The following is a 24,624-nucleotide window of genomic DNA, read 5'->3' on the forward strand; positions in this document are numbered from 1 at the left end:
GGCGACTCGACGCCGAGCACTCCGCCCGGCTGCGTCAGCTCCAGCACGCTCACCACTCCCCCAGGTGCGTCATCCGCTCGGCCACGCGCTCCGGCGTCGGCCCGGCGAGCTCGCCCGCCAGCCGTCCGTCGGCCAGGAACAGCACGCTGTGTGCGGCAGAAGCGGCGACCGGGTCGTGCGTGACCATCAGGACCGTCTGGCCCATGTCGTCCACAACGGACCGCAGCAGCGTCAGGACCTGGTGCGCGGTGCGCGAGTCCAGGGCACCGGTCGGTTCGTCGGCGAGCACCACCTCGGGCCTCGCCACCAGGGCGCGGGCGATCGCGACGCGCTGCTGCTGGCCGCCGGACAGCTCGGCGGGCAGCCGGTCGAGCCGTCCGTCGAGACCGACCCTGCCGACCACCTCGCGCAGCCACCGCCGGTCGGCGGCCCGGCCGGCGAGGCGCAGCGGCAGGGTGACGTTCTGCTCCACGGTCAGCGACGGCAGCAGGTTGTAGGCCTGGAACACGAACCCGATCCGGTCGCGGCGCACGGCGGTCAGCGCGGCCTCCTTCAAGCCACCGAGGTCGGTGTCGCCGAGCAGCACGCGCCCGGACGTCGGCCGGTCCATGCCCGACGCGCAGTGCAGGAAGGTGCTCTTGCCCGAGCCGGACGGGCCCATCACCGCGGTGAAGGTGCCCCGCCGGATGCCGACGGTCACCTCGTCCAACGCCGTGACCGCTCCCGCACCCGAGCCGTACACCTTCCGCACCGCCTGCAGCGACAGCGCGTCTGCCCTCATCACGTTCTCCTTGCTCAGCAACGACTTCCTGAGGCAAGAACGTAATTTCGCCGGCCGCGCGGAACGATCACGCAGACTGCCCGGCCGGAGGTGGAGCAGGCTCCACCCGCGACCGGCTTCGTCCGCGCCGACAGATCGCGGCGACCAGATTCGTCGGCCGGGACGAGGTGCGCGCGGGGGCGCCGGCCCTAGCGTTGCCGATGACCGGAGTCACGTCGACGTGGATGAGGCGCGGATGTCCCAGCTCAACGAGATCAGCGACTGGCTGCAGGAGAACCTGCCGCCACTGGTGGCCGAGCACGGCGTGCCCGGTGCCGCGCGGTACCCCGGGAAGTACGAGCGGGCCTCCGCCACGCTCGACGTGCTCCAGGGCGAGAACGGTCTCGTGCTGGACATGACGCCGACCGGTCCGCTTGCGGGGCTCTTCCCCACACCGCCCCGGGTCGACCTCGTGCCGGTCGACGACTCGACGTTCCTGTTGCGGGAGAACGAGGACAAGACCTGGTCGTCCCTGGCGTTCCACGCGCTGCCCACTGGAGAGGAGTACGTGCACATGGGTGTCCGCGCGACGCCGGAGGTCTCCCGATGAACCTGCTGAACGACATCGAGCGGCTCGTGACCTGCGAGTCGCCGTCCACCGACCTGGCCGCGGTCGCCCGCAGCGCGGAGGTCACCGCCGAGGTGGGCTCCGCGCTGCTCGGCTCGCCGCCCGAGCGGATCGTGCTCGACGGCCGCACCCATCTGCGGTGGCGGCTGGGCACCGGACCGCGCAAGGTGCTGCTGCTCGGCCACCACGACACCGTGTGGCCCATCGGGACGCTGGAACGCATCCCGTTCGGCGTGCGGGACGGCGTGCTGCGCGGGCCCGGCTGCTTCGACATGAAGACCGGCGTCGTGATGATCTTCCACGCCATCGCGTCGCTCGGGTCCCCCGACGGCGTCACGGTGCTGATCACCGGTGACGAGGAGATCGGCTCGCCCTCGTCGCGCGGGCTGATCGAGACCGAGGCCGTGGAGCACGCGGCCGTCCTCGTCTGCGAAGCCTCGGCGGACGGCGGCGCGCTCAAGACCGAGCGCAAGGGCACCTCGATGTACGAGGTGACCCTGCACGGGCGGGCCGCGCACGCCGGGCTCGAACCCGAGCGCGGCGTGAACGCCGCGGTCGAGGCCGCGCACCAGGTCCTCGCGGTCACCCGGCTCGCCGATCCGGCCACCGGGACGACCGTCGTGCCGACCGTCGTCTCCGCCGGCACGACGACGAACACCGTTCCCGCGCGAGCGAGGTTCATGGTCGACGTGCGCGTGCAGACCACCGCCGAACAGCTCCGCGTCGACGAGGACTTCCAGGCGCTGCGGCCGGTGCTCGACGGCGCGAAGGTGGAGGTGACGGGAGGCCCGAACCGCCCACCGCTCGATCTGTCGGCGTCCGGCGCGTTGTTCGACCTGGCGTCGCGGTTGCTGCCGGGTCTCACGCAGGCCTCGGTCGGGGGTGCCTCGGACGGCAACTTCACGGCGGGCGTGGGCGTTCCGACGCTCGACGGGCTCGGCGCCGTCGGTGGAGGAGCGCATGCTGAGAGCGAGCACGTGCTGGTGTCGGAGATCGGTCCGCGCACCGAACTGCTCGCGGCGCTCGTGAGGGAGCTGACATGACCCTGGTGACCCGGAACGTCGTGGTCCGGCAGCTCACGGACTACGCGGAGCTTCTCGCCACGCAACGGCTGTACGAGTCGATCTGGCGGCCGACCGGACCGGGCGGTGCTCCCCCGGTCACCGCGGAGCTGCTGCGCGCCCTGACCAAGGCGGGCAGCTACGTCGCGGGCGCGTTCGACGGCGACGACCTGGTGGGTGCCTGCATCGGCTTCTGCTCACCCCCGGCGGCGGGCGCGCTGCACAGCCACATCGCCGGGGTGGCGGCGGGCATGCGCGGCCGCAACGTCGGCTACGCGCTCAAGCTCGACCAGCGGACGTGGGCGCTCGAACGCGGGCTGAGCGAGATCACCTGGACGTTCGACCCGCTCGTGCGCCGCAACGCCCACTTCAACCTGGGCAAGCTCGCCGCCCGCGCGACCGAGTACCTGCCCGACTTCTACGGCCACATGGACGACGACATCAACGGCGGCGGCGAGACGGACCGGCTGCTGATCAGCTGGAAGATCGCCTCCCCCGAGGTCGTCGCCGCGTGCGCCGGGCAGCCGCGCACCGTGAGCGCGTCGGGGGTGGTCGGGCTCGGGATCTCCGAGGACGGCCTGCCGGTGCGGGGCGTGTGCTCCGCGGACACGGTGATCGTCGCCGTGCCGCCGGACGTGGAGGCGCTGCGGGCGACGAACCCGGCCGCGGCGACCGAGTGGCGTTACGCCGTGAGGGAGGTGCTCGGTGGCCTGCTCGCCGCCGGCGCCCGCGTCACCGGGTTCGACAGGTCGGGCTGGTACGTCGTGGAGAGGAGTGGTTCGTGAAGCTGGACGGGGTGGAGATCCGCTGGGTCGAGATGCCGCTGAGGTCGCCGTTCCGCACCTCGTTCGGCACGCAGACCGTGCGGCAGCTGTTGCTGCTGCGCGCCGTCACGGACTCCGGGGAGGGCTGGGGCGAGTGCGTCGCCATGTCCGAGCCGGTGTACTCCTCGGAGTACCTGGAGGGCTGCGCCGACGTCCTGCGGCGGTTCCTGGTGCCCGCGCTGACAGGTCCCGTCGACGGCATCTCGGTGGCGCCGCGCCTGAAGAAGTACCACGGGCACCGGATGGCCAAGGCCGCGCTGGAGATGGCCGTGCTCGACGCCGAGCTGCGGGAGCGGGGGGTGTCGTTCGGCCGCGAGCTGGGCGCCGTCCGCGACCGCGTGCCGTGCGGTGTGTCGGTCGGGATCATGAACTCGATCCCCGAGCTGCTGAGCGCGGTGGGCGGGTACCTCGACGAGGGCTACGTCCGGATCAAGCTCAAGATCGAGCCGGGCTGGGACGTCGAGCCGGTGCGGGCCGTGCGCGAGCGGTTCGGTGACGACGTGCTGCTGCAGGTCGACGCGAACACCGCCTACGCGCTCGGCGACGCGCGGCACCTCGCGAAGCTCGACCCGTTCGACCTGCTGCTGATCGAGCAGCCGCTGGACGAGGAGGAGCTGCTCGCCCACGCGGAGCTCGCGAAGGTGGTGAAGACGCCGATCTGCCTGGACGAGTCGATCACCTCGGCGTCCTCGGCCGCCGACGCGATCCGGCTCGGCGCCTGCCAGGTCGTCAACGTCAAGCCCGGCAGGGTCGGCGGGTACCTGGAGGCACGGCGGATCCACGACGTCTGCGCCGCGAACAACATCGCGGTGTGGTGCGGCGGGATGCTCGAGACGGGCATCGGCCGGGCCGCGAACGTGGCGCTCGCGGCGTTGCCCGGCTGCACCCTGCCCGGCGACACCTCGGCGTCGGACCGCTACTACTCGATGGACGTCACCGAGCCGTTCGTGCTCGACGACGGCCATCTGACCGTCCCGACAGGACCCGGCCTGGGGGTGACGCCGCTGCCGGAGGCCCTGGACGCGGTCACGGTGAAGACGGAGTGGATTCCCATGGCGCCAGGGACTTCGGGGTAACGCTGTTCAGGTGGCTACTCCAAGCCGACGCCGACAAAGGCACCAAACCTGGTGTGAAAAGGAGCGACTTGTCGGCTGAGCGGTCGCGCTCCTGCCTGGGGATCGGCTGAAAGGTCAGAGACGACTCTCATACCCAGGCGGCCCCGCCTCGTTGCACACGTCTTGGATCATGGTGCGAAGCCAGTGGTGGGCGGGGTCGGCGTGCAGGCGGGTGTGCCAGAGCAGGGAGATGGTCACCTGCGGTGGCGGGAACGGCAAAGCGAAGGTGTGCAGGCCGTCGCGCAGCGGGGCGGTGTGGCGGTCCGGGACGGTCGCGACCAGGTCCGACCCCCCTGCCAGCGCCACAGCCGCGGCAAACCCGTCGACCACGGTCACGACGTCGCGGTGCGCTCCGCCCGGGTGCAGCGCCTGGTCGACCAGGCCTTCGGTCAGGCCGCGGCGGGAGACGTTGACGTGCCGTGCGGCGGTGTAGCGGTCGATGGTGACGGGGCCGTCGGCCAAAGGGTGTTCGGGACGTACGACCCCGACGAAGGTGTCGCAGAACAGGGGTGCGGCCAGGACGTCCGGTGGCAGCGGATCTTCGACCACCGCCGTGTCCAGGTCGACGGTGTCGCGCAGCGGAGCGGTGCCCTTGCTGGCCTTGCGCAGGAACCGCAGCCGCACGCCGGGGGCCACCACGCCGACCTGAGCGACCAGGCGGGGACCGAACGCCTCCACGAAGCCGTCGCTGCTGCGGATGGTGAAGGTGCGCGACAGCGTGGCGAGGTCGAGGTGGTGTGCCGGGCTCAGGACGTCCTCGGCCTCCGGACCAGGGCGTGGACGCGGTCGCGCAGTTCCAGGGCGCGCGGAGTCGGGACCAGGCCGCGACCCGCCTTGACGAGCAGGGGGTCGCCGGTCGCGCGACGCAGTCGGGCCAGGGCTCGGCTCATCGCCGATGAGCTCAACGCCAGGCGGCGGCCGGCGAGGGTCACGCTGCCCTCTTCGAGCAAGACGTCGAGGGTGACGAGCAGGTTCAGGTCGGGACGGGCCACACGGCCGACGATACCTGGCGTCGGGTGCACAGGTGAGTTGCGATCTGTGCGTCTTCCGCCAGGAGTGTGGCGAACATACGTTCCGAGCGTGAAATCATCCGCTGTCGCGCTCACCGCGCTCTCGCTGTCGATGTTGTTGCCGTCACTGGGCATCAGCATCGCCAACGTCGCTCTGCCGACCCTCTCTTCCGCGTTCGACGCCTCCTTCACGGCCGTGCAGTGGGTGGTGATCGCCTACCTGCTGACCACCACTGTGCTGGTGGTGGCGATGGGCCGCTTGGGTGACCTGTTCGGACGGCGCAGGCTGCTGGTGGGTGGCGTCGGCGTGTTCACCGCCGCGACGCTGCTGTGCGGCCTGGCCCCGAACCTGCCGCTACTGGTGGTCGGCCGGGTGCTGCAGGGGGTGGGCGCGGCGTGCATGATGGCGCTGACGGTGGCGTTCGTCGGCGAGACGGTGCCGAAGGGCCGCACCGGCAGCGCGATGGGGCTGTTGGGGACGATGTCGGCGGTCGGCACGGCGACCGGTCCAGCGGCGGGCGGGCTGCTGGTCGAAGTGCTGGGGTGGCGAGCGATTTTCCTGGCCGTGGTGCCACTCGGGCTGGTCGCGTTGGTGCTGACACATCGGGTGCTACCCGCGTCACCACCGCGCCCGGCCTCTGGGCACACGGGCGCACTGCTACGGGAAGTGTTGCGGGACAAGCTGTTGGCGGCGGGGTTGACCACAAGCGCGCTCGTATCGGCGGTCATGATGACCACCTTGGTCGTGGGCCCGTTCCACTTGTCCGGGGTGTTGGGCCTGACGCCGGCACTGGTGGGTGTGGCGATGTCCGTGGGACCGGCCGTGTCGGCGCTGACCGGTGTGCCGGCGGGCCGGGCCACGGACCGCTTCGGCACCCGCGCGATGGTGGTCGCGGGGCTCATCGGGATCATCGGCGGGGCGCTGGTGCTGGCGTTCATGCCACCCTCGGCGGGCACCGCGGGGTACGTGCTGCCGCTGGTCGTGATCACCGCGTCGTACGCGGTGTTCCAGGCGGCCAACAACACCGCCGTGATGAAGGACGTGCCGCCCTCCGACCGCGGCTTCGTGTCAGGATTGTTGACCTTGTCGCGCAACATCGGCCTGATGAGCGGCGCGTCGCTGATGGGCGCGATCTTCACCTGCGCCGCCGGCACCAACGATGTCGTGGCGGCCGCCGCCGAACAGGTGGCACGTGGGACGCGATGGACGTTCGTCGTCGCGGCAGGGCTGGTCATGGCCGGACTGTTCGCGGTGCTGCGATCACGGTCCAGGATGCCGATGGCATGAGCGTCGATACCGCGTCGTCGCGAGTCACTCACGAGAACCGGTGTCTCAGGTGAGATCACACCACGGTGTCCTCTTCAGCGACAATGCGGTCGTCATCCGCCGTGTTCACGCCGCGGACCTGTACCCGGTGGCTCACCGCTTGCAGCGGCGACATCACCGGAAACACAGAACATCCGCTCAACGTTCGAGCAACGAGCCGTCCTGCGACCTGCAACGGCGACATCGGCACGACCGACGTGGCAGCAGTCGGTGTCGGATGCCGATGACGTGCTGATCCTGTCTGATTCGGGTCGGACACGTGGCACGGACCGCGGCTCGTGGAGCACTTCACGATGAGCTGAGGCGTGCTCCGGGAAAACCGAACACATCGTGGGCAGACAGCTCACGCGCGCGGTGGATTTGCTCGATCGGCATGGTGAGGCCGAGCAATCCGCGCCGATTGGATCGGCCGTAGCTGGGTACAAGAGCGTTACCGTGCACGCGTGCGCTATGCGCGGTAGGCCACCTCGCGTGGCCGGCTGGAACCGGTGCGGGCTGTTGAACACTTCCAGCACCCGCACCGGTTCAAGCTTCTCTCACCGAACTGGCAGAGCCGCCGGAACCGGTGCGCCGTATCATTCGCTGCGAGCGTTGAGCATCCAGCGCCGTGAACTCGTTCCCGGCGGAAGGTGATGCTTCATGGACGACCTGACCACCCTGGCCGGCCAAGACGCCTCACAACCCGCGGACGCGGACCGGCAGGACCCGGTGGAGCGCCTGGACGAGGCGGCCGCTGCGCTGGCGGTGCTGCGCGACGGGATCTCCGGCGAGGAGCCCCTCGACGAGGTCTTGCAGCGGCTCGCCGAAACAGCGACACGAGCGATCCCGGACGCCAACGCCGTGACCATCACCATCGGGCCCGAACAGCCGCGCACCGCGGCCGCCAGCGACACCACCTTGATCGAGATCGACGAGAAGCAGTACGCCGCCAACCGCGGCCCTTGCCTGGAAGCCGCCCGCACCCTGCAGGCCGTCCGCGCGGTTGTCGGCGAGAACAAGGACTCCTGGCCTGAGTTCGAAGCCTCAGCAGACCACCACGGCGTCCGCGCCTACCTGTCCGTGCCCATCGTGCTCCCGGCCTCGCAGCAAAACGAAACCAAGCACGCCGGGTCGGTCAACATCTACAGCTACGCCGCGACGGCGTTCGACCCGTTCGACGAAAGCGTGATGCGGCTGTTCACCACCGCCGCCAGCGCGGCGATCGCCGACGCCCACCGGTGGCAGCGGGCAAGAGACCACATCAAGCACCTCGAAGCGGCCCTCTTCTCCCGCGGGGTGATCGACCAGGCCAAGGGCGTTCTCATGGCAGTGCACACCTGCAGCGCCGACGAAGCCTTCGCCATGCTCGTTCAGCGATCCCAGCAGGAAAACGTCAAACTCCGCGACGTCGCCAAGAACCTGCTGGACGAGGTGACCGGTCGCTGACCGGGCGCAGTACGAAGCCGCGATGCCTGTTCGGTCCGGACACCGAGGCCCTGCGCTCATCTCCCGACATGTCCGACACACCTGCGCCTGGATGGCGAGCAACTCGGCATCGAGCAGGTCGAAGTGGATCTTCCCTCGAGCGTGGCAACGGACCTGGACGACCTCAGCCGCGGACAGGGCCGGCACTCACCACGATCACCCTGTCGCCGTCCCGCAGTGCCGCCACCGCCGGATCGTCGACCCAGAGACGCCGGCCGTCTCGTCTCACCGCGACCACCTGGTCTCCGCAGCCGAGTGGTGGCCGATCAACCTCGTCCTGCGTCACCGCGCGTTCGGTCAGGGTTGGTTCGAAACCGGCGAACCCGCCGCCATCGTCCTGCGGCGGCTCCGCGCCGGGCGCCCACTCATCGACCCTGCGGATGTTCACGACATGATCGGCGCCTGCGTGTTCGACCAGCCGGTGGATCTCAGCGCTGCGGACGATGGTGATGATCATGGCTGTTGCGTTGAGCGAACGCACGGCGGAGGTGGTCCGCACCGCCATCTCGTCATCCGGCACCGCGACCACGACATGATCGGCGGTGTGCACGCCGGCCAACCACAAAGTGCGCAAGCGCCAACAGGGACCGACGATGGCGGGAACGCCTTCCAGCACCGCCTGCTCGGCCCGCACGGGATCAGGGTCGACCACCGTGAAGCCCGTCGCGAGGCCATTCTCGCGCAACGCTGCTACGACGACTCGCCCGCGGACGCTGTAGCCGATGAGCACGGTTTCAGGACCCACCGGCACCCCCGTCACTTCCGCCGCACCCAGGCTGCTGCACGACTCCGCCTGACGCGGCCGCCCGAACGGCTACCGGCAGATGTTCTCCTACCGGTAGCCGCCTTCCCCGAAGCGGTCTGGCGCGGACGCTCACCACGACCGGTTCACGTCCGCCTTCGCAGTGTGCCGGAATTCCGCACCGCGCAACCTTGCGAGGTCCTTTCGATGACGTTCAGCGCCCTGGATCAGCCGTCACCGCGGATCATGAGGACGAGACCTGCCGTGAAAATCACTGCGATCACGGCCATCCCTGCCCATCCGCCCCACGACGCCAGCGCCAGCACGGCCACCGGCACCGCCAGGAGCAACCCGGCCAGAACCGCGGGACGGAGGACTCCGCTGGAGTCGAACAGGAACCGACGCATCACGACAGCCTGGCAAACGTCCTCAAGGGACACTCAGCCGGGTGAACGCACGGCACCGCAACTCCTGCGGCGTTGAAGTAGCCTTCGCACGAGGAGGCTCGACGCAGATGGAATCATCCGAGCAGGAACCCGACTACAGGTTCACGCTGGCCAACGAGCGCACTTTCCTCGCCTGGATCCGCACCGCGTTGGGTCTGCTCGCGGCAGGCGTCGCCGTCCGGCAACTCGTGCCTCCTTTCGCGGTGCCGGGCGCCACGACCGGCCTCGCCCTGGGGTGCATCGGGCTGGCTTCGGTCGTCGCCGCGGTCAGCTTTCCGCGGTGGCGGCGAGTTCAGCAGGCGATGCGCACTGGCGCTCCCCTGCCGCACAGCCGGATGATCGTCGTCCTCGCTTCCGGCGTGGTGCTGTTGGCGTTGTTCGCGGCGGCGCTGGTGATCGTCGGATGAACCGGGACGCGGGCTTGCAACTCGAGCGCACCGCGTTGGCATGGCACCGCACCGCGCTGGCCGCGGCCGCGTGCTCGTTGCTTCTGCTGAACTCGGCGGCACGCCACGGCTGGGGTCCGGCGGTCGTTCCTGCTGTGTGCATAGCGGCCGTCTCCGCGATTCTCTGCCTGTCCCGCCGTCGGCGCCCAAGCGGGACGCGTCCGCGCACCTTCCTGCTGATCAGCGCTCTGGTGAGCATTGCGTGTGTCTTCGCGGCGCCGCTTGTGGCGGATCGCTGAGCGCACGCGGACAAGATCACAGCCACGGCGCGCCACACCCGATCGTGAGATACGGTCGGGTGGTTGCCGTTGCTGACGGCCCGCACGAGCCGCACCGGCCAGGTTCGGCGCGGCGGGACCGCTCCACGCCATCGCAGTCCGCGCGGCACAGCGACTTGCACAGCACAACCTGGCCGTCACCACCTCGCCCCTCCGCTCGGCCCGGGTTCCGCTGACAGCACCGCCACCGCGCACGACGCCCTGTCGACCACCGCGTGGCTGACCGAGCCCATGAACGCCCGGCGCACCGCGCCCTTGCCGTGGCTGCCGACGACCAGCAGGGATGCTTCAGCGGACGCGGAGAGCAGGGCATCCACCGCAGGGCCGCCGACGGACGTCAACCGGTGCCGGACGCCGGGCAACCTCCGGGCGCGGACAGCCAGCTCGGCACCCACCGGGCCCCGGTCCGCGTCCAGCGCTTCCTCGCCGGTGATCTCGACCGGCTCGGCCACGGAGGTGGCCCCTCCGCCGGCGGCGTGCAGGACGACCACCTCGGCGGCATGCCGGGCGGCGAACTCGAACGCGAACCGGAGAGCCCGCCGGCTGACCTCGGTCCCGTCCACACCGACCACCACGGGTCCTCCGTCGTGCCGCCCGTCGACCGCGACCTCGTCCCGGACCACGACAACCGGCCACGGGCACGACCGCGCGAGTCGCTGCGCGGTGGACCCGAGCAGGAACTCGGCCACACCACCGTGGTCGGAGTGGCCGACCACCACGAACGCCACCCGGTCCGCGGCCAGGACCACCGCGTCCGCCGGTTCACCCGAGAAGATCTCGGTGCGCACGTCCACACCGGTCGTTCGGCGGCAATGCCCGGCCAGCGTTTCGAGCACGTCCCGCGCCGACGCCGCATCGGCTCCTCGTCGAGCCCGGGGTCCAGCGCACCCATGCCGACAGGGGCGTGCAGATGCGCGCGGGTGTGCACCAGCCACTGCATGGCGTACACCAGCAGCAGAGGTTCGCCGAAGACCGCCGCCTGCCGCGCCGCCCACCGGGCAGCCCGCTCCGACGGCTCCGTCCCGTCCACGCCGACGACGATCGCGCCATCGTTCGGCTTCTCCACGTTTCTCCTTCCCTCCATCAGCTCTACGGTGCGGTGATCCCTACAACGCCACCGATCCGGCCGAAGCCGAACCGCGCTCACGTCCTGTCGCGGGTCTCCTGCACGGCGGGCGACTTGGCCACCACCAACGAACCGGCCAGCGCGCACCCGGTGCCCAGCAACACGACGGCCGCACTGCTGACCAGGAGTCCGAGCAGCAGCAGGACGGTGCCGAAGACGGCCAGCACCATCCACGGCCACACCGGTCGGCGCACCGGCGACAGGGCGCTCAACGCGACCGCCAGTGCCGGATCCGCTGCGGCCAGTTCACGCTCGATCTCGGCCAAGCGACGCTCGTCGTCGTGGTCGGTCGTCCTGTCCACCTCTGGTACCTCCCGTTCGAGCGGTCAGCGGACCGGTCGCACCGCTCGGCACGGCCGATGCGACGGCGGTCTCGCAGGGCGTGGCACAGACGTTTTCGGTGCAGGCAGCCGGCGATGACCGCGGCCCCCGGTCGCCGACGTGATCGCGGTTGGTGGTGTACCGGCTCCGCACGCCGGCGACTCGGCCGCTCCGCCTCTGCCGGTAGGTCCGGACCTGGTCTTCGTTCCCGCCCGCGTTCCGCTCATGCCCTCTGACGGGTTCCCGCGGCGCGGTGCCGAAACCTTGCGAACACCTTGCGCCTGCCGGACGTTCCTGTGGAGCGGTCGAAACCGGCTGGACCGTGCACCGGTGCCGGTCGGGGACGCGACATGACATCTCGGACCGCACGCCGATCGTGGCGTGGAAGCGCTGTGCTCGTGGAAACGCATGGTGAAGCCGTACATCAGGCGTGCGCGGGCGAGAACTCGGCGACTGAGTTCTCAGCTGGCGTGAGGCTCACCGAACACGACAGGCACGACCTGAACGCGGTGCAACGACAACCGCAACGGACGGACCTCGTCGCTCACAAGCCGTCAGTCGGTGCGGGCGCGTCGGTCAACACGACCAACCTGTCATCGCCGCGCAACTTCCCGACAACGGGGTCCTCGGCCCAGATCCGCTGACCATCCCGCAGCACGGCCAGGACGTCGTTGCCGCACTCCAGTGGCAGCAGGCCGATCTCGTCCTCCACAACAGGGCGCTCGAGCACGACCCACTCGAGATGTGGCAGGTCGTCGAAAGGTGCGCTCGCCACCTCGAGCGACCACTCCCCTGCCCGGTCCTCGGTCACGACGTGGTCCGCGCCGAAGAACTCGATGAGCTCGTGGAGCTCCGTACTGCGGATCAGGGTGGTGATGGTGGCGGCCTCGTTCAGGCTGCGCACCACCGAGGTGATGCGCAGGGCCTGGGCATCGTCGGTCACCGCGACGACGACGTGCTCCGACGTGTGCACACCGGCGGACCACAGGACGCCCAGTCGCCAGCCTTCACCTGTCACCGCACGTATGCCGTCCACAGAGGCCTGCGCGACGCGATCGGGATCGGAGTCGATGACGGTGAAGTCCGTCGCGTGACCTTGGGCGAACAATGTGCTCAGGACGACGCGTCCGCGGACGCTGTATCCGATGAGCACGGCGTGTGGACGCATCCGGTGTTCCTCATCTTGCGCGGGCGGTGCCTACCGCCGATCCAGGTGCTGGCAGGCACCCGGATCTCCCCGTGGCGGTTTGGCGCGGACGCCCGCCCCGACCGGTGGCGTCCGCCTTCCCATTCTGGTCAATACCCGCACTGTGCAACCTTGCGGAGTTCTTTCGATGCGCTCGGGGAAGCAGGCACGGGATTGACGAGACGGCAAGGACCGTGCGCGCTGAACACGGAGGGATGCGAACGAATCGGCACGGCACGCTTATCGCACCATGCGAACGTCATCTAGCCGTCGTCGACGCAGATGGTGCAGTAGTGCGGACCCAACGGCCTGTCAGACCCCTTCCAACCGGCCTGGGAGGCCTGCAACCACAGCAGGTCCCAGGCGAACTTGTGGGAATCGGTGGTGCGGCGGGATCGGCCGCACCCGTCGCACACGAGAACCGTTCCCGTCGCGCCCTGCTCGGTGGTGGGCATCCCTGTCACGACTTGTAGTGCCTTTCGTAGTCAGAGACAGACGCCGGCCAAGCCTCGTCGGTCGACGTCCTACCTTCCCCGGGAGCGCGCGGGCGCGCGTCCACCACGGGCGTCGACCCGCGGCCACAAGCATGCCTGACGCGTGCATTGTGCAACCTTACGAACTCCTTTCGAAGGCATACATGTCCGTCGTCATGCGGTCACCATGGCAACGTGATAGAAGCAGCACTGGAAACCTACGAAGAAAAGCGGGACATGGATTTCTCTGTGCTGCTCGTCGACGACGACGAGCGCATCCGCCAGGCGCTCGGCCTTGCTCTCGCGGACGAGGGCTTCACTGTGGACGAGGCCGTCTCGGGCGAAGATGCGTTGAGCCGCCTGGACAACGACTCGTTCGACGTCGTGCTGCTCGACCTCATGCTGCCCGGCGTGGACGGTCTGCAGGTCTGCAGGAGACTGCGCGCTCAGGGTGACCTGCCGATCATCATCGTGACAGCCCGCACGGACACCCCCGACGTGATAGCCGGGCTGGAGGCGGGCGCGGACGACTACGTGACCAAGCCTCTGGTCGCCAGTGAGCTGGCCGCGCGCATCCGGGCGCTGCTGCGGCGGCGTGGTGGCCCCAGGGAGAACCTCTCCTACCGCGTCGAGGACCTGGAGATCTGGCCGGACGAAGGCGTCGTTCAACGCGGCGGCGAGGAGATTCGATTGACCCGCACCGAGTTCCGCCTGCTGGCGGAACTGGCGGCGGCGGGCGGGCGCATCGTCACCAGGGAGCAGCTGCTGCAGCGGGTGTGGGGGTACGACTACTACGGCGACACCCGGCTGCTCGACGTGCACATCCGGAGGTTGCGCACCAAGGTCGAGCACAATGCCGAAGATCCGGTGTTCGTCCTGACCGTGCGCGGGTCCGGGTACAAGATCGGCCCACCCAGGTGATGGTGCACCGCCTCTCCCTGCGCTGGCGGGTGGCCGCCGCGTTCGGCCTCGGCTCCGTGCTCGTCACGAGTCTGCTCGCCGTCGCGACGTGGAACCTGTCTTCGGAGTACATGCTCCGGCAGCGGGTGCAGGCGACGACCCGGCAGGCCGAGGTCAACCTGCGCCTGGTCGACGAGGCGGTCCGCAGCAACTCCGATGGGCTGACCGAGCTGCTCACGGGTCTCACCACCAACCCGGACTCGACGATCATGCTCTTCCGGGGGGACGAGGTGCTCACGAGCGGGCGACAGGTCGATCCCGCCGTCGTGCCGAGCAGGTTGATCGTGATGGCGCGCGACGGCACGCCCGCCAGGCAACGCCTTCGGGCCGACGGCATTCCCGTCATCGCCGTCGCGCAGTCGCTGGCCGACGGCAAGGGCGTCTACGTGGAGTTGTTCCAGCTCGTCCAGCTCGACCGCACGTTCCGCTTCCTGAGCGGTCTGCTGATCGCCGGAACCGTCCTGAGCGGCATGATCGGCGTCGGACTCGGTTCATGGGCCAGCAGACGCGCGTTGAGACCGTTGACCGAGCTGACCTCGGCCGCGTCGCGCATCGCCGGCGGCGACTTGAAAGCGCGCCTGCCGGACCAGGCCGATCCGGACCTCGGACCGCTCGCAAGCACCTTCAACACCACCGCCGACGCATTGGAGCAACGCGTGCTGCGCGATGCGAGGTTCGCGGGCGACGTCAGCCACGAACTGCGCTCACCGCTCACGACGATGGTCAACGCGGCAGCCGTGCTCAGGCGCCGGCAGGCTGAGCTGCCCGGTACCGCCGGCAAAGCACTCGGACTGCTCACGTCCGAGGTCGACAGGTTCGCGCGCATGGTGGTCGACCTGATGGAGATCAGCCGCGCCGACCAGGACGCCGACGAGGAGGACTTCGAGCCTTTGGACGTCGGCGGACTGGTGCGCGGTGCCGCGGGCCTCCGGCTGGACGAGGATGTCGAGATCGTCATCGAGCCGCCGCCACCACTGGTGCTCGGCGACCGGCGCCGCCTCGACCGGGTCATCGGCAACCTCATCGAGAACGCCGAGCAGCACGCGGGAGGCGCGGTCCGGCTCGCCGTGCTGCACCGGGACGGCGGTGTCCGGATCGAGGTCGACGACGCGGGACCCGGTGTGCCGCAGAACATGAGGGCTCAGGTGTTCGAGCGCTTCACCCGCGGCACCAGAGCGGGCAGCCGGAGCGCCGACTCCGGCAGTGGCCTCGGCCTGGCGCTCGTCGCCGAACACGTCCGCCGCCATCACGGCAGGGTGTGGGTCGAGGACCGTCCTGGTGGTGGGGCGAGGTTCGTCGTGGAACTTCCGGAGGCAGTCCTGTGAGAACCGTCCTGGCAGCAGCCGTCTTCCTCCTGGTCACCGCCTGTGGAGTCACCACGCAGGACGAGCCCGAACCACTGGGCACCACGACCACGCACAACGAAGCGCCGACGCCGGTGGTGACACAACGACGTCACTCGACACCGGCGCCCACAACCACCACGTCGAGCACGCCTGTCGCCCCGACCGCTCTCAAACCCTCCCCCGGCGCGACGGGCGATCGTTAGGCACTCGTCAGGAGCAGGTCAGGGGAACTGGGCGAGGATGGACGGAATCCGCCGGAAGGACCCCGTTTTGAGCCGAAGCCGTTCCGTGCCCGCCGACGCGGACGCCGTTTTCGACGTCCTCTCCGATCTCGACAACATCACCGCCTGGTTGCCCGACTCCGTCGAGGTGGAGCTGTCCGGTCCCAACCTCATCCGACTGTGGTTCCCGGGCCTGCACACCGATGTGGACTTCGAGCGGCGGATGACCATCGACTGGGAGCGGCTGCGCATCACCTGGGGCAGTGAGACCACGAACAGCTGCAGCGGCACCGTTCAGGTCCTGCGGCTCACCGAGGGCCGCAGCGCGGTCTGCGTGCGGCTGACTGGTCCACGCGGAGCACCGCGGAGCACGGTCGACACCTGGCTGGAAGCAGCGCTCGACGCTCTCGAGTCCGTTGTAGCTGCCGAATGTCATACGAAACAGGCGGTGCACCAACCAGCCGTGTGATCACCCCACCGGGCTTGCGGTAGAACAGTCGCATGACCCGGTCCAAGGTCGGCGCGAACGACGTCGACGCGCTCACCGACGCCGTGCTCACCGCCTCACGCCTGCTCGTGGCCGTGTCCGCGCGTTCCCTCGCGGCCACTGAGGAAACCCTGACCCTGCCGCAGTTCCGGATGCTCGTCGTCCTCGACAGCAGAGGCACGATGAAGCTCAGCTCCCTGGCCGAGCTCCTCGACGTCAACCCCTCCACAGTCACCCGGATGGTGGACCGCCTCGTCGCGACCGGCATGATCGCACGTCAAGCCAACCCGGCGACGCGCCGGGAAGTGGTCACCGAACTGACCGACGAGGGCCGCCGGGTCGTGCGCAGCGTGACCCGGCGCCGTCGTGCGGCGATCGGCAGGATCGTCGCGAAGATGCCGGAACGCGAACGACGCGGTCTCGTCGAAGCACTCAGCGCGTTCACCGAGGCAGGCAGCGAGCCCGCGGTGACCGCCGCCGACCTCGGCTGGATCTGACCGGGCTCACCCCAGCCGCCTGCCGCCATCGGCGGCCACCACCAGCGACACCACCGCGACCGCGGCTCCAGCCACCACTTGGTTGACGAGCACCGCCGAACTGATGCCGGCGTCCACCAGGAAGGCCGCCGCGACGAGCGACACCGCGAGCCCGATACTCACCGTGCGCAGGCCAGGTACGTCCAACAGCGCCAACGCGCGCACCATCCCGATCAGCATGACCACCACCGCCAGGCCGAGCGGCAACCAGTACGGCCGGAAGAGGTGCTGCGAGGCCTCGAAGTCGAGCAGTGGCGGAGCCGCGATCAACCACACCCCCACGAGGAGCGTGAAGGCTCCTGCTCTGGCTTCGGTCCGTCGGCGTCGTTCTTCACGCACAGGGCGATCCTTGCGCCTGACAAGCGAGCAGCCGATCGCTTTCGCACTTCGTAGGGAGGTCGCAACATCGGCCGTCCTGCCTTCGAGTACCCGATCGCACCGTCTCAGGACGGCATGCGGCCAAGTCGCCGGCGATCCAGCACGTCACCGATCGGCGGCAGCACGGAGGTGAGGATCCGGGTCCGGACGGGCGGAAGAGCCGCGAGCCTGAACATGCAGTCACGCAGCACGATGCGCCACCTCGACGAGGGTGCCGTCCACTCGGTGAACCGCCTGCCGAACTCCTGTGTGCGCACCACCGGCGGCCTCGTCCGGTCCTGGTACCGCGCCAACGCCTCGGCGACGTCGCCGTCCGCCAGTTCTCCGGCCAGCACGTGAGCCCCGGTCATCGCGAGCGACGCGCCATGACCTGCGGACAACAACACCGCACCACAGGCATCTCCGACCAGCACAGCCCGATCGCGGTACCAACCGTCCATCTCGACGTGTGCCATCGGCAGCAGCACGCGGACCCCGCGATCGACCCGCTCGAGCGCCTCCGTCGTCGGATCGAACCGGATCGGTGACCCGGCTCCGTCGCGGAGCCGGCGGGAGGTCACCACGCAGGAAACTGATCACCCCGCCCGCTATCTCCGCGTACGTCGCGGCGCTGAGTTCGCTTCGTCGCCGTCCACGCCCGGTGACGGAGGTGGTGCTTCCGATGGGGCGCGCCGGCGCTCCAACTCGGACAGCGGTCCCATGCGCGCCACCGCCTCGTGACCGGGCCGAAGAAGTCGGTCAGATAGCCTCGGCGCGGAACTCATCCGCCCGCTTCACCACCTCCACGTGCCACCCGACTTCGCCCACCACTCATCCGGTCACTTCCGCACTGGTCACGCGGAGTGGGATGCCCTGCATGCACGTGGTCGGCTTCTCCAGTGCGGCCGTGCCTTCGACCGTGACCTCAGCACCTGCCCGCAGGACCTCGGCATCTCCACCGAGGAGCAGGAACTGCCTGCCGTCATCGGCGTTCAGGAGCACGCAACCCGGTTCCACACCGCTCTGCACGACGCCGGTCAGGCTGATCGGGTCCGGTGTGCAGGAAGGCGGGAGGCTGGCGTCCCCATCTCCCGACGCCTCCACGACCGCGTCCAAGGTCGTCTCCCCCGCTCGGTCGAACTCGAACGTGACCGGCACGGTCGTCCCCGCGAGGACCTCCTGGGAGAAGTCGACCAGGCGCAGGTGGTAGGCGAGCTCGTCACCGGCTGCACCGGTGACCCCGCCGTCCGCCCCCAGCGGCAGCCGCTCGACCTGTTCCCCCGCACCGTCGCAGTCGCGGTCCCAGAAGATCTCGACATCGGCCGCGACCGGCGTCCGCACGTCGACCAGCGCGTCCGAGTGGTCGGCGCGGTTGAACAACGCGAGGCGGACCACGCCGTCGTCACCGGGCCGGAAAGCGTGGCCGTCGGGCGGACGGAGGTGGACATTGCGCAGCTGGATGTCGCCGAAGTCGGCGTTGGTGCCGATGGTTCCGCTCTCCAGCACCTTCTGCGGCTCGCCACACCCCGCAGCCGGCACGGCCAGCAGCACCGCCGCCGCGATCAATCCTCCTCGAACGATCCCTGTTGACGGCATGATCTCTCCTCACGTGGTTCGTCCGGTTTCGCCGCCCGCTCACGCCGATCCACAGTGGATGGTCGTGGCGGCCGCCGGTTCGTCTCGGTGGCGACCGACCGCCGGTGGGGTAGAACTGAGCCATGACTCGGTCCAAGGTCGGCTCCAGTGGCGTCGACGCACTCGCCGACGCCGTGCTCACGGCGTCGCGCCTGCTCGTCGCCGTGTCCGCGCGTTCGATCGCGGCTTCCGGCGACACGATCACGCTGCCGCAGTTCCGCACGCTCGTGGTGCTGCAGAGCAGAGGCGCGATGAAGCTGACGGCGCTGGCCGACCACCTCGGCGTCACCCCGTCGACCGCGACCAGGACCGTCGACCGACTGCTCGCGCTGGAGATGGTGGCGCGCCAGCCGAACCCCGCCTCGCGCCGCGAGGTCGTCATCGAACTCAGCGAGTCCGGCCGCAAACTCGTCCGTGACGTCACCCGCCGGCGCCGCGCCGCGATCAGGAAGATCGTCGAGCGAATGCCGGAAGACCAGCGGCAGGGTCTCGTCGACGCGCTCAACGCCTTCACCACCGCAGGCGGAGAACCGCCGGTGAACGGTGGCGATCTGGGTTGGATCTGACCTCGTCTTCCAGTCGGTGCCCACTCCCCGTGGGTACCGCACGATCCTCGTGACCCACCTCGCGCGACCAAGCCGTTACCAGTACAACGCCGATGCAACAGTTGCATGTACCAAACGTTGCAACCTCGCTGTTCTGGCTGAGGGGTGGTGATGACCTCCGATTCGGGGTAGGCGGGAGAAGACAGGCCACCCGAGAGGAGAGGTCATGATCGAGAACACCGGCGAGCACCTGCTGGCCCCGATGCCGGAGACTGAGCGGTGAGCGCCCCGAACGGTGAGAGCGCGTCACTCCACCGTGCGAAGGTGACGGCGGGGTTGACCAGCGTCGCGTTCCTGCTGGGCCTGCTGTGGGTGGCCGTGGACCGCGGCCCCAACGACGCCTACATCGCTCTGGTGGCGGTCACCACCGCCGGTCTGGTGACCGGCATCGTGGTCGGGACGCGCCGCCGCTCACGCCGACGCGGCGATCGGCTCGGCACGAGCGGAGAAGCCACTGGATTCGACACACACTTCGAGAAGGAGGCTCGTCCATGACCGTCGTGTCCGAGATGCCGGAAACCCATCCGGCTGACCTGAGCCGAGTCGATCAGGCGGCGCTCGTGAGGTGCGTCGAGGAATGCGTCGCTTGCGCTCAAGCCTGCACGGCCTGCGCGGACGCTTGCCTGTCCGAGCCCGACGACCAACTGCCGATGCTGCGCAAGTGCATCCGTTCCTGCGCCGACTGCGCGGACATCTGTGGCACCGCGGGACGGGTGCTGTCGCGACACACCGAGTACGACGCCACCATCGTCCGTGCCCTGCTCGAGGCTTGCGCCACGGCCTGCAAGACCTGCGGCGACGAGTGCGCTCAGCACGCGGGCCATCACGAGCACTGCCGGGTGTGTGCGGAGGTCTGTCGCAAGTGCGAACAAGCCTGCAGGGACCTGCTCGCCTCACTCGGCTGAGGCGTTGCGGGTGGTCGCGGTGCTCCCGCGGCAGGAGAAGACGAAGGATGAAGGTCGAGCCCCGGACGAGGGCGGGTCTGCTGTTCGCGCTGGTCCCACTTGCCTTCCTCACCGGCTTCGTCGCGTACGCCGACAACCGGTACGACGTCCCGTGGATCGTGCTGGTGGCGATCGCCGCCAGCGCCGCGGCCGTGCCGTTCACAGTGCTGCTGTTCAGCATCAGCGGGCGCTGAGTCACCGCGCCGTGCTCGTCTGGGCACCGGAGAGCATGCGCGCGGTGTTGATGAGGCCGACCAGGCTGAACGCCTGCGGTGTGTTCCCGACATGACGACCTGTCGTGACGTCGTACTCCTCGCTGAGCAACCCGACGTCGTTGCGCAGTGACAGCAGCCGTTCGAAGAGCTGCCTGGCCTCCTCGGTGCGACCGATGGCGTGCAGAGCGTCCGCCAGCCAGAAGCTGCACGCGAGGAATGCGCCCTCGGTACCAGGGAGTCCGTCGACCCCGCCATCTGAGTCGACGTGGTATCGGAGGAGGAAACCGTTGCAGGACAGTTGTTCCTGCACCGCCTCGACCGTTCCTACGACGCGCTCGTCCTTCCAGGGGAGAAATCCGACTCGCGGAAGCAGCAGCAGCGCCGCATCGACACCGGATGAACCGTAGAACTGGGTGAAGGTGCGGCGTTCGGCATCGTAGCCGCGTTCACATACTTCGCGGTGGATCTCGTCGCGGACGGACCTCCAGCGGTCGGCAGGGCCGTCGAGCCCGTGGTGTTCCACGGTGTGCACTGCCCGGTCCAGCCCAGCCCACGCCATGACCTTCGAGTGCACGAAGTGCCGTCGTGGTCCGCGCACCTCCCACAGGCTGTTGTCCGGCTCGTCCCAATGACCCTCGAGGTAGTCGAGCAACGCGCGCTGGAGGTCCCAGGCGGTGTCCGTCACCGCGATGCCCGCCTGACGTCCGAGGTGCAGGCCGTCGAGGACCTCGCCCCACACGTCGAGCTGGAACTGGTCCGCGGCGGCGTTGCCGATCCGCACCGGCGCCGATCCCTCGTAGCCCCCCAGCCAGGGCAACTCCTGTTCGGGCAACCGCCGGCTGCCGTCGAGGCCGTACATGATCTGGAGCTTGGCCGGATCGCCCGCGACCGCGCGCACCAGCCACTCGCGCCACGCCTTGGCCTCGTCGACGAAACCCGTGCCGAGCAGTGCCTGCAGGGTGAAGGTCGCGTCCCGCAACCAGCAGTAGCGGTAGTCCCAGTTCCGCACTCCCCCCAGCTGCTCGGGCAACGACGTCGTGGCCGCGGCGACGATCCCGCCGGTCGGCGCGTAGGTGAGGGCCTTCAACAGCACCAGCGAACGGCGGACCTCGCCCGACCACGGCCCGTCGTAGTCGCATCTGCCGATCCACGAGTGCCAGAAGGACTGGGTTTCCAGCAACGCCTCCTCCGCGTCCACGACCTGCGGACTCGGCAGGTGAGAGGCGGTGTGGGTCAGCACGAACGGGATTCGCTGTCCTGCCCGGACGGTGAACTCCGCGTGGGCGTCGTCCGGTGCCAGTTCGACCGGGCTGTGCAGCCAGGCGGCGTCCGGTCCCGCGATCGCGACGAGCTGGCCGTCGTGACGCCGGGTCCATGGTGCGACGTTGCCGTAGTCGAAGCGCAACCGGAGGTCCGTGCGCATCGGTACCGAGCCGGACAGGCCCTCGACGATCCGGACGACGTCCGCTGCTTCTCCGCGTGGGGGCATGAAGTCGAGCAGCCGCACGGAACCGTCGGGTGTGTCCCACTCCGTTTCCAGGACCAGGGTGTCCTCCCGGTAGCGGCGCCGGGTGCAGACCGCGCCGCTGGACGGTCCGAGCAGCCACCTGCCTGCTTCCTCGTCGCCCAGCAGAGCCGCGAAGCACGCGGGCGAGTCGAACCGCGGCAGGCACAGCCAGTCGATGCTGCCGCGCTTGTCGACCAGGGCAGCGGTCTGCAGGTCACCGAGCAGGGCGTAGTCCTCGATCAGCGACGCAGTCATGCTGCTCCTCCGTCCAGTGTGATCACGACCTTGACGTCCTCCGGTTGTGCGGTGAACGCCTCCTCTGCCTTCGCCAGTGGCACCTTCCGCGTGATGAGGCCGCCGAGCCAGCCGGGGTCGGCGGCGGCCAGCGCCTCCGCGGCCGCCCGGTAGTGGCGCAGGTTCGCGTTGACCGACCCGACCACGGCGTCGTTCTCGAGCACCAGTTCGCGGTTCACCGCGCCGACGTCGAACCGCAGCACTCGCCCACCCGAGGACACCCCGGTCAGGCACACGATCCCGTACGGCGCGGTACCGGCGAGGACGTCGACCACGACCTTGCCCGCTCCGGTCGCCTCGACCACCACGTCCGGCCGCAGGCGCGCGGCCACGGTTTCGGAGTCATCGTGGTGGTATGTCGCGCCGAGCTCCCGCACGAGACGCGGTTTCGGCCCGTCGCTCACCCTGTCGAGCACATGCACGTCCAGGCCTCGCTGCACGCCCAGCAACGCCGCCAGCAGGCCGATGGGTCCGGCCCCGGTCACCAGGACTCGCTCGGGCTCGAACCACGCCCGGTCACCGATCAGCTGGATCTGCTCCCAGGCTTTTGCGACCACGGACGTCGGTTCGACGAGCACACCGGACTCCCCCAGCGTGGGATCGAGCTTCACGACGCGTTCGGGCTCCGCACACCACATGTCACTGGCGAACCCGTGCAACTCCTTGATGCCGTGCTCGGTGTACTTGCCGTTGCGACACATGTCGAACTCGCCCGCGGCGCAGGCTCCACAGGGAACAGGATCAGGCCGGCGCACCAAACCGGTGACGAAGTCCCCCGCGGTGAAGCCGCTCCCTTGCGGCGCTTCCCGCACACGTCCGAGCGACTCGTGACCGAGCACGAGCCGCTCGGCTCCCTCCGGAGCCCTGCCGTAGTCTCCGCGCACGATCTCCTTGTCGGTGCCGCAGACGCCGACCGACAAGCTTTCGACCAGCAGGTCGCCCGGGCCGGGCGACGGATCGGGCAGCTCCACCACCTCCAGGCTGCCGGGCTTCTCGGGAATGACCGTGAGTGCGCGCATGCCACTGCCTACCCAGCTCGCCACGGGTCAACCACCGAGGAGCCGGTTGCCCACCTTGCGTCTCTCCAACGTTTCTCCAGAGCACGAATACCGCGAGTTTCGAGGTGTGACATGTGGGTCTGCTGCCGACCCGTTCGCAGAGCACGGCCGCCGAGGCGGCGTCGTAGCGGGCTTCGACGGCTCCGACCACGCGCGGGATGCGATCCTCCGGGCAGCGGCCGAAGCCGCTCACCGCCTTCGACCGCGGAGTCGCAGAGGTAGATCGTGAGGATGCCCTGCATCCCGCAGAACGAGCAGCGTTCCCGCAACTGTTGCCCACGGCAAGGATCGTCAGTGACTCGTCAGGTGGTGTTCGGCCGGACTCGCGGACGATGGGAGGTGCAGGAAGAGGTGAGGAGGAACGGGATGACCACCGCCGAGGTCGAATGGACCGACCGGCACGTGATGGAGGTGACGAACGGGCTCGCCGCGGAGTTCAGCGGCGTGCTGCCCAGGCCCGTCGTCTCGAGGACGGTGCTCGACGCACGCCAGGACCTCGAGGGGCAGATCGTGCCGGAGGCGCTCGGCGAAATGCTGCACCACCTCGCCCAACACCGCCTGGGATCCCTCTGCGAGGCCGGGGCCGGGCAGACCGGTAGCTGACTTGCGCCCGCGACCTCCGGGTGCCACCGAGAGCGCCGGGCACGAGACGGACGAGACCGGGAGATGGGGGAAAGGCCTCCACCTCCCGGTTCCTGTCAGGAGCCGCTGGCTTGCTGCGGCGGAGGGTTCGACGAGCGCGTTCTCCACGCTGTTGAACACCAGGAACATGTTCGACCAGGCGAACGGCGTGATGTCGCTGCCGAGCCGTGCATGCTTTTGCCGTCGAACATCACGCGGACCCGGCCGGGACGGTGAACTGCTCGAGAGCACGGGAACTGGCCGAGATGACGGGCTCTCGGAAAAGCTCGACGCCTAACCCCGCTCACCTCTCCAGTGGCAACGGCAATGCGTCGCGATCGCTGGCTATCTGGCCGGAGGTGCTGCTCGACGAGGTCACGTCGGCGCTGGACCACAACCTCGCCGCGGAGGTGCTCGACGTGCTCCGTGACGTCGCCAGGTCCACCGACGTCACGATGCTCCGCGTGACCCACGCGATGAGGTTCGCGCGAGACATCTCCGACCGCGTGCTGATGTTCAACGAGGGCCGGACCGTCGAGTCGGCACCTCCCGCCGAACTGTTCGACGCGCCGCAGCACGAACGCACTTGGAGATTCCTCCACTCGTTGTGCGACGAGACCTGACCGGGGCC

At 69.4% G+C, this 24,624-nt stretch carries 31 protein-coding genes and 2 pseudogenes; 18 read left to right on the top strand and 15 right to left on the bottom strand.

All coding sequences use genetic code 11. The features are described from left to right. Window positions 1–49: 49 nt before the first annotated feature. Window positions 50–781, bottom strand: coding sequence for an ABC transporter ATP-binding protein (locus L6E10_RS08845; RefSeq protein WP_090097224.1), 732 nt, complete (start codon window positions 779–781; stop codon window positions 50–52). A 235-nt stretch (window positions 782–1,016) separates the two neighbouring features. Here L6E10_RS08845 and L6E10_RS08850 point away from each other — a divergent pair, with 235 nt between their 5' ends. From L6E10_RS08850 to menC, 4 genes are read left to right on the top strand one after another with little or no spacing between them, the layout of a single operon-like run. Continuing rightward, on the top strand, window positions 1,017–1,370 hold the full coding sequence (locus L6E10_RS08850) for a hypothetical protein (protein WP_236218608.1): 354 nt from the start codon (window positions 1,017–1,019) through the stop codon (window positions 1,368–1,370). Further along, window positions 1,367–2,431 carry a M20 family metallopeptidase gene (locus L6E10_RS08855; protein ID WP_236218610.1) on the top strand — a complete coding sequence of 355 codons (1,065 nt, stop codon included), beginning with the start codon at window positions 1,367–1,369 and terminating at the stop codon, window positions 2,429–2,431. The genes L6E10_RS08850 and L6E10_RS08855 overlap by 4 nt, the downstream gene beginning before the upstream one ends. Beyond that, a complete protein-coding gene (locus L6E10_RS08860) occupies window positions 2,428–3,234 on the top strand; it encodes a GNAT family N-acetyltransferase (protein WP_236218612.1) in 807 nt (268 codons plus the stop codon). Before L6E10_RS08855 ends, L6E10_RS08860 begins: the two co-directional genes overlap by 4 nt. Continuing rightward, window positions 3,231–4,349 carry an o-succinylbenzoate synthase gene (gene menC / locus L6E10_RS08865; protein ID WP_236218613.1) on the top strand — a complete coding sequence of 373 codons (1,119 nt, stop codon included), beginning with the start codon at window positions 3,231–3,233 and terminating at the stop codon, window positions 4,347–4,349. The genes L6E10_RS08860 and menC overlap by 4 nt, the downstream gene beginning before the upstream one ends. Window positions 4,350–4,463: 114 nt before the next feature. Here the strand turns inward: menC and L6E10_RS08870 are convergent, their stop codons facing one another. Together L6E10_RS08870 and L6E10_RS40735 are read right to left on the bottom strand one after the other, a co-directional pair. Then, window positions 4,464–5,138 (bottom strand): LysR substrate-binding domain-containing protein, encoded by a 675-nt coding sequence (locus L6E10_RS08870; protein ID WP_308102745.1) that lies wholly within the window; start codon window positions 5,136–5,138, stop codon window positions 4,464–4,466. Continuing rightward, a complete protein-coding gene (locus L6E10_RS40735; RefSeq protein ID WP_236218616.1) occupies window positions 5,135–5,380 on the bottom strand; it encodes a LysR family transcriptional regulator in 246 nt (81 codons plus the stop codon). Before L6E10_RS40735 ends, L6E10_RS08870 begins: the two co-directional genes overlap by 4 nt. Window positions 5,381–5,468: 88 nt before the next feature. Here L6E10_RS40735 and L6E10_RS08880 point away from each other — a divergent pair, with 88 nt between their 5' ends. Next, a complete protein-coding gene (locus L6E10_RS08880) occupies window positions 5,469–6,686 on the top strand; it encodes an MFS transporter (RefSeq protein WP_236218618.1) in 1,218 nt (405 codons plus the stop codon). Between the two features lie 678 nt (window positions 6,687–7,364). After that, window positions 7,365–8,150 (top strand): GAF and ANTAR domain-containing protein, encoded by a 786-nt coding sequence (locus L6E10_RS08885; protein WP_236218620.1) that lies wholly within the window; start codon window positions 7,365–7,367, stop codon window positions 8,148–8,150. Window positions 8,151–8,313: 163 nt separating this feature from the next. Here the strand turns inward: L6E10_RS08885 and L6E10_RS08890 are convergent, their stop codons facing one another. Both L6E10_RS08890 and L6E10_RS08895 read right to left on the bottom strand, forming a co-directional pair. Next, window positions 8,314–8,919, bottom strand: coding sequence for an NAD(P)-binding protein (locus tag L6E10_RS08890; protein ID WP_236218621.1), 606 nt, complete (start codon window positions 8,917–8,919; stop codon window positions 8,314–8,316). Between the two features lie 239 nt (window positions 8,920–9,158). Further along, window positions 9,159–9,338 (bottom strand): hypothetical protein, encoded by a 180-nt coding sequence (locus tag L6E10_RS08895; RefSeq protein WP_236218623.1) that lies wholly within the window; start codon window positions 9,336–9,338, stop codon window positions 9,159–9,161. Between the two features lie 107 nt (window positions 9,339–9,445). On the opposite strand from L6E10_RS08895, the gene L6E10_RS08900 reads away from it, so the two are divergent. Then, a complete protein-coding gene (locus L6E10_RS08900; RefSeq protein WP_236218625.1) occupies window positions 9,446–9,784 on the top strand; it encodes a YidH family protein in 339 nt (112 codons plus the stop codon). Next, on the top strand, window positions 9,781–10,062 hold the full coding sequence (locus tag L6E10_RS08905) for a DUF202 domain-containing protein (RefSeq protein ID WP_236218627.1): 282 nt from the start codon (window positions 9,781–9,783) through the stop codon (window positions 10,060–10,062). Before L6E10_RS08900 ends, L6E10_RS08905 begins: the two co-directional genes overlap by 4 nt. Before the next feature lie 176 nt (window positions 10,063–10,238). On the opposite strand, the gene L6E10_RS40235 is transcribed toward L6E10_RS08905, so the two are convergent. The 4 genes and pseudogenes from L6E10_RS40235 to L6E10_RS08925 all read right to left on the bottom strand — a co-directional run bounded on the left by L6E10_RS40235 (window position 10,239) and on the right by L6E10_RS08925 (window position 12,716). Further along, window positions 10,239–11,096 carry a universal stress protein gene (locus tag L6E10_RS40235; protein WP_308102722.1) on the bottom strand — a complete coding sequence of 286 codons (858 nt, stop codon included), beginning with the start codon at window positions 11,094–11,096 and terminating at the stop codon, window positions 10,239–10,241. Continuing rightward, window positions 11,045–11,185, bottom strand: a pseudogene (locus L6E10_RS41160) (universal stress protein); the annotation flags it as partial. The pseudogene L6E10_RS41160 and the gene L6E10_RS40235, both read right to left, overlap by 52 nt. 59 nt (window positions 11,186–11,244) lie before the next feature. Beyond that, complete coding sequence (locus L6E10_RS08920; protein WP_236218629.1) at window positions 11,245–11,529, bottom strand: DUF3040 domain-containing protein; 285 nt, start codon at window positions 11,527–11,529, stop codon at window positions 11,245–11,247. A gap of 563 nt (window positions 11,530–12,092) precedes the next feature. Further along, entirely contained in the window at window positions 12,093–12,716 is a 624-nt protein-coding gene (locus tag L6E10_RS08925) for an NAD(P)-binding protein (RefSeq protein WP_236218631.1), read from the bottom strand. Window positions 12,717–13,444: 728 nt separating this feature from the next. On the opposite strand from L6E10_RS08925, the gene L6E10_RS08930 reads away from it, so the two are divergent. From L6E10_RS08930 to L6E10_RS08945, 4 genes are all read left to right on the top strand, one after another. Further along, window positions 13,445–14,128, top strand: coding sequence for a response regulator transcription factor (locus tag L6E10_RS08930; protein WP_236218632.1), 684 nt, complete (start codon window positions 13,445–13,447; stop codon window positions 14,126–14,128). Then, window positions 14,128–15,492: a cell wall metabolism sensor histidine kinase WalK gene (locus L6E10_RS08935; protein WP_236218634.1), complete on the top strand. Its 1,365-nt coding sequence runs from the start codon at window positions 14,128–14,130 to the stop codon at window positions 15,490–15,492. Before L6E10_RS08930 ends, L6E10_RS08935 begins: the two co-directional genes overlap by 1 nt. 291 nt (window positions 15,493–15,783) lie before the next feature. After that, entirely contained in the window at window positions 15,784–16,203 is a 420-nt protein-coding gene (locus L6E10_RS08940; protein WP_236218636.1) for an SRPBCC family protein, read from the top strand. Window positions 16,204–16,235: 32 nt separating this feature from the next. Further along, window positions 16,236–16,718: a MarR family winged helix-turn-helix transcriptional regulator gene (locus tag L6E10_RS08945; RefSeq protein WP_236218638.1), complete on the top strand. Its 483-nt coding sequence runs from the start codon at window positions 16,236–16,238 to the stop codon at window positions 16,716–16,718. Window positions 16,719–16,724: 6 nt separating this feature from the next. On the opposite strand, the gene L6E10_RS08950 is transcribed toward L6E10_RS08945, so the two are convergent. From L6E10_RS08950 to L6E10_RS08960, 3 genes are all read right to left on the bottom strand, one after another. Continuing rightward, entirely contained in the window at window positions 16,725–17,027 is a 303-nt protein-coding gene (locus L6E10_RS08950; protein ID WP_236218640.1) for a hypothetical protein, read from the bottom strand. Window positions 17,028–17,200: 173 nt separating this feature from the next. Continuing rightward, window positions 17,201–17,590, bottom strand: a complete 390-nt coding sequence (locus L6E10_RS08955; protein ID WP_236218642.1) for a hypothetical protein — start codon at window positions 17,588–17,590, stop codon at window positions 17,201–17,203. 355 nt (window positions 17,591–17,945) lie between these two features. Further along, on the bottom strand, window positions 17,946–18,710 hold the full coding sequence (locus tag L6E10_RS08960) for a copper chaperone PCu(A)C (protein WP_236218644.1): 765 nt from the start codon (window positions 18,708–18,710) through the stop codon (window positions 17,946–17,948). Window positions 18,711–18,832: 122 nt separating this feature from the next. Between L6E10_RS08960 and L6E10_RS08965 the strand changes: the two genes are divergently transcribed. The 4 genes from L6E10_RS08965 (at window position 18,833) to L6E10_RS08980 (ending at window position 20,492) form a co-directional block, all read left to right on the top strand. Beyond that, window positions 18,833–19,315 carry a MarR family winged helix-turn-helix transcriptional regulator gene (locus L6E10_RS08965; protein WP_236218646.1) on the top strand — a complete coding sequence of 161 codons (483 nt, stop codon included), beginning with the start codon at window positions 18,833–18,835 and terminating at the stop codon, window positions 19,313–19,315. A gap of 303 nt (window positions 19,316–19,618) precedes the next feature. Next, the gene (locus tag L6E10_RS08970) at window positions 19,619–19,849 is read left to right on the top strand and encodes a hypothetical protein (protein WP_236218648.1); all 231 of its coding nucleotides are present in this window, start codon (window positions 19,619–19,621) and stop codon (window positions 19,847–19,849) included. Beyond that, window positions 19,846–20,259 (top strand): four-helix bundle copper-binding protein, encoded by a 414-nt coding sequence (locus L6E10_RS08975; protein ID WP_236218650.1) that lies wholly within the window; start codon window positions 19,846–19,848, stop codon window positions 20,257–20,259. The genes L6E10_RS08970 and L6E10_RS08975 overlap by 4 nt, the downstream gene beginning before the upstream one ends. A gap of 47 nt (window positions 20,260–20,306) precedes the next feature. Then, window positions 20,307–20,492 carry a hypothetical protein gene (locus L6E10_RS08980; RefSeq protein ID WP_236218651.1) on the top strand — a complete coding sequence of 62 codons (186 nt, stop codon included), beginning with the start codon at window positions 20,307–20,309 and terminating at the stop codon, window positions 20,490–20,492. Between the two features lies 1 nt (window position 20,493). Here L6E10_RS08980 and L6E10_RS08985 read toward each other — a convergent pair whose 3' ends face one another. Together L6E10_RS08985 and L6E10_RS08990 are read right to left on the bottom strand one after the other, a co-directional pair. Next, on the bottom strand, window positions 20,494–22,275 hold the full coding sequence (locus L6E10_RS08985) for a glycoside hydrolase family 15 protein (RefSeq protein WP_236218654.1): 1,782 nt from the start codon (window positions 22,273–22,275) through the stop codon (window positions 20,494–20,496). Beyond that, on the bottom strand, window positions 22,272–23,333 hold the full coding sequence (locus L6E10_RS08990) for a glucose 1-dehydrogenase (RefSeq protein ID WP_236218656.1): 1,062 nt from the start codon (window positions 23,331–23,333) through the stop codon (window positions 22,272–22,274). The genes L6E10_RS08985 and L6E10_RS08990 overlap by 4 nt, the downstream gene beginning before the upstream one ends. Before the next feature lie 405 nt (window positions 23,334–23,738). On the opposite strand from L6E10_RS08990, the gene L6E10_RS08995 reads away from it, so the two are divergent. Beyond that, a complete protein-coding gene (locus L6E10_RS08995) occupies window positions 23,739–23,975 on the top strand; it encodes a hypothetical protein (RefSeq protein WP_236218658.1) in 237 nt (78 codons plus the stop codon). Between the two features lie 102 nt (window positions 23,976–24,077). Here L6E10_RS08995 and L6E10_RS09000 read toward each other — a convergent pair. Further along, window positions 24,078–24,237 (bottom strand): annotated as a pseudogene (locus tag L6E10_RS09000) (ectoine hydroxylase); the annotation flags it as partial. A 115-nt stretch (window positions 24,238–24,352) separates the two neighbouring features. Here L6E10_RS09000 and L6E10_RS09005 point away from each other — a divergent pair. After that, on the top strand, window positions 24,353–24,616 hold the full coding sequence (locus L6E10_RS09005) for a hypothetical protein (RefSeq protein ID WP_308102726.1): 264 nt from the start codon (window positions 24,353–24,355) through the stop codon (window positions 24,614–24,616). Window positions 24,617–24,624 lie beyond the last annotated feature (8 nt).

Origin of the sequence: Lentzea sp. CC55 (genome assembly GCF_021056325.1) — a bacterium.
Classification (GTDB): domain Bacteria; phylum Actinomycetota; class Actinomycetes; order Mycobacteriales; family Pseudonocardiaceae; genus Lentzea; species Lentzea jiangxiensis.

Bases quoted from the DNA above. Each gene is read 5' to 3' on its own strand.
- L6E10_RS08985 (WP_236218654.1), bottom strand. From the start codon at position 22,275: ATGACTGCGTCGCTGATCGAGGACTACGCCCTGCTCGGTGACCTGCAG.
- L6E10_RS08960 (WP_236218644.1), bottom strand. From the start codon at position 18,710: ATGCCGTCAACAGGGATCGTTCGAGGAGGATTGATCGCGGCGGCGGTG.
- L6E10_RS08955 (WP_236218642.1), bottom strand. From the start codon at position 17,590: ATGGCACACGTCGAGATGGACGGTTGGTACCGCGATCGGGCTGTGCTG.
- L6E10_RS08935 (WP_236218634.1), top strand. From the start codon at position 14,128: ATGGTGCACCGCCTCTCCCTGCGCTGGCGGGTGGCCGCCGCGTTCGGC.
- L6E10_RS08930 (WP_236218632.1), top strand. From the start codon at position 13,445: ATGGATTTCTCTGTGCTGCTCGTCGACGACGACGAGCGCATCCGCCAG.
- L6E10_RS08885 (WP_236218620.1), top strand. From the start codon at position 7,365: ATGGACGACCTGACCACCCTGGCCGGCCAAGACGCCTCACAACCCGCG.
- L6E10_RS08895 (WP_236218623.1), bottom strand. From the start codon at position 9,338: ATGCGTCGGTTCCTGTTCGACTCCAGCGGAGTCCTCCGTCCCGCGGTT.
- L6E10_RS08965 (WP_236218646.1), top strand. From the start codon at position 18,833: ATGACTCGGTCCAAGGTCGGCTCCAGTGGCGTCGACGCACTCGCCGAC.
- L6E10_RS08945 (WP_236218638.1), top strand. From the start codon at position 16,236: ATGACCCGGTCCAAGGTCGGCGCGAACGACGTCGACGCGCTCACCGAC.
- L6E10_RS08990 (WP_236218656.1), bottom strand. From the start codon at position 23,333: ATGCGCGCACTCACGGTCATTCCCGAGAAGCCCGGCAGCCTGGAGGTG.
- L6E10_RS08925 (WP_236218631.1), bottom strand. From the start codon at position 12,716: ATGCGTCCACACGCCGTGCTCATCGGATACAGCGTCCGCGGACGCGTC.
- L6E10_RS08855 (WP_236218610.1), top strand. From the start codon at position 1,367: ATGAACCTGCTGAACGACATCGAGCGGCTCGTGACCTGCGAGTCGCCG.
- L6E10_RS08850 (WP_236218608.1), top strand. From the start codon at position 1,017: ATGTCCCAGCTCAACGAGATCAGCGACTGGCTGCAGGAGAACCTGCCG.
- L6E10_RS08975 (WP_236218650.1), top strand. From the start codon at position 19,846: ATGACCGTCGTGTCCGAGATGCCGGAAACCCATCCGGCTGACCTGAGC.
- L6E10_RS08980 (WP_236218651.1), top strand. From the start codon at position 20,307: ATGAAGGTCGAGCCCCGGACGAGGGCGGGTCTGCTGTTCGCGCTGGTC.
- L6E10_RS08900 (WP_236218625.1), top strand. From the start codon at position 9,446: ATGGAATCATCCGAGCAGGAACCCGACTACAGGTTCACGCTGGCCAAC.
- L6E10_RS08845 (WP_090097224.1), bottom strand. From the start codon at position 781: ATGAGGGCAGACGCGCTGTCGCTGCAGGCGGTGCGGAAGGTGTACGGC.
- L6E10_RS08905 (WP_236218627.1), top strand. From the start codon at position 9,781: ATGAACCGGGACGCGGGCTTGCAACTCGAGCGCACCGCGTTGGCATGG.
- L6E10_RS08860 (WP_236218612.1), top strand. From the start codon at position 2,428: ATGACCCTGGTGACCCGGAACGTCGTGGTCCGGCAGCTCACGGACTAC.
- L6E10_RS08995 (WP_236218658.1), top strand. From the start codon at position 23,739: ATGACCACCGCCGAGGTCGAATGGACCGACCGGCACGTGATGGAGGTG.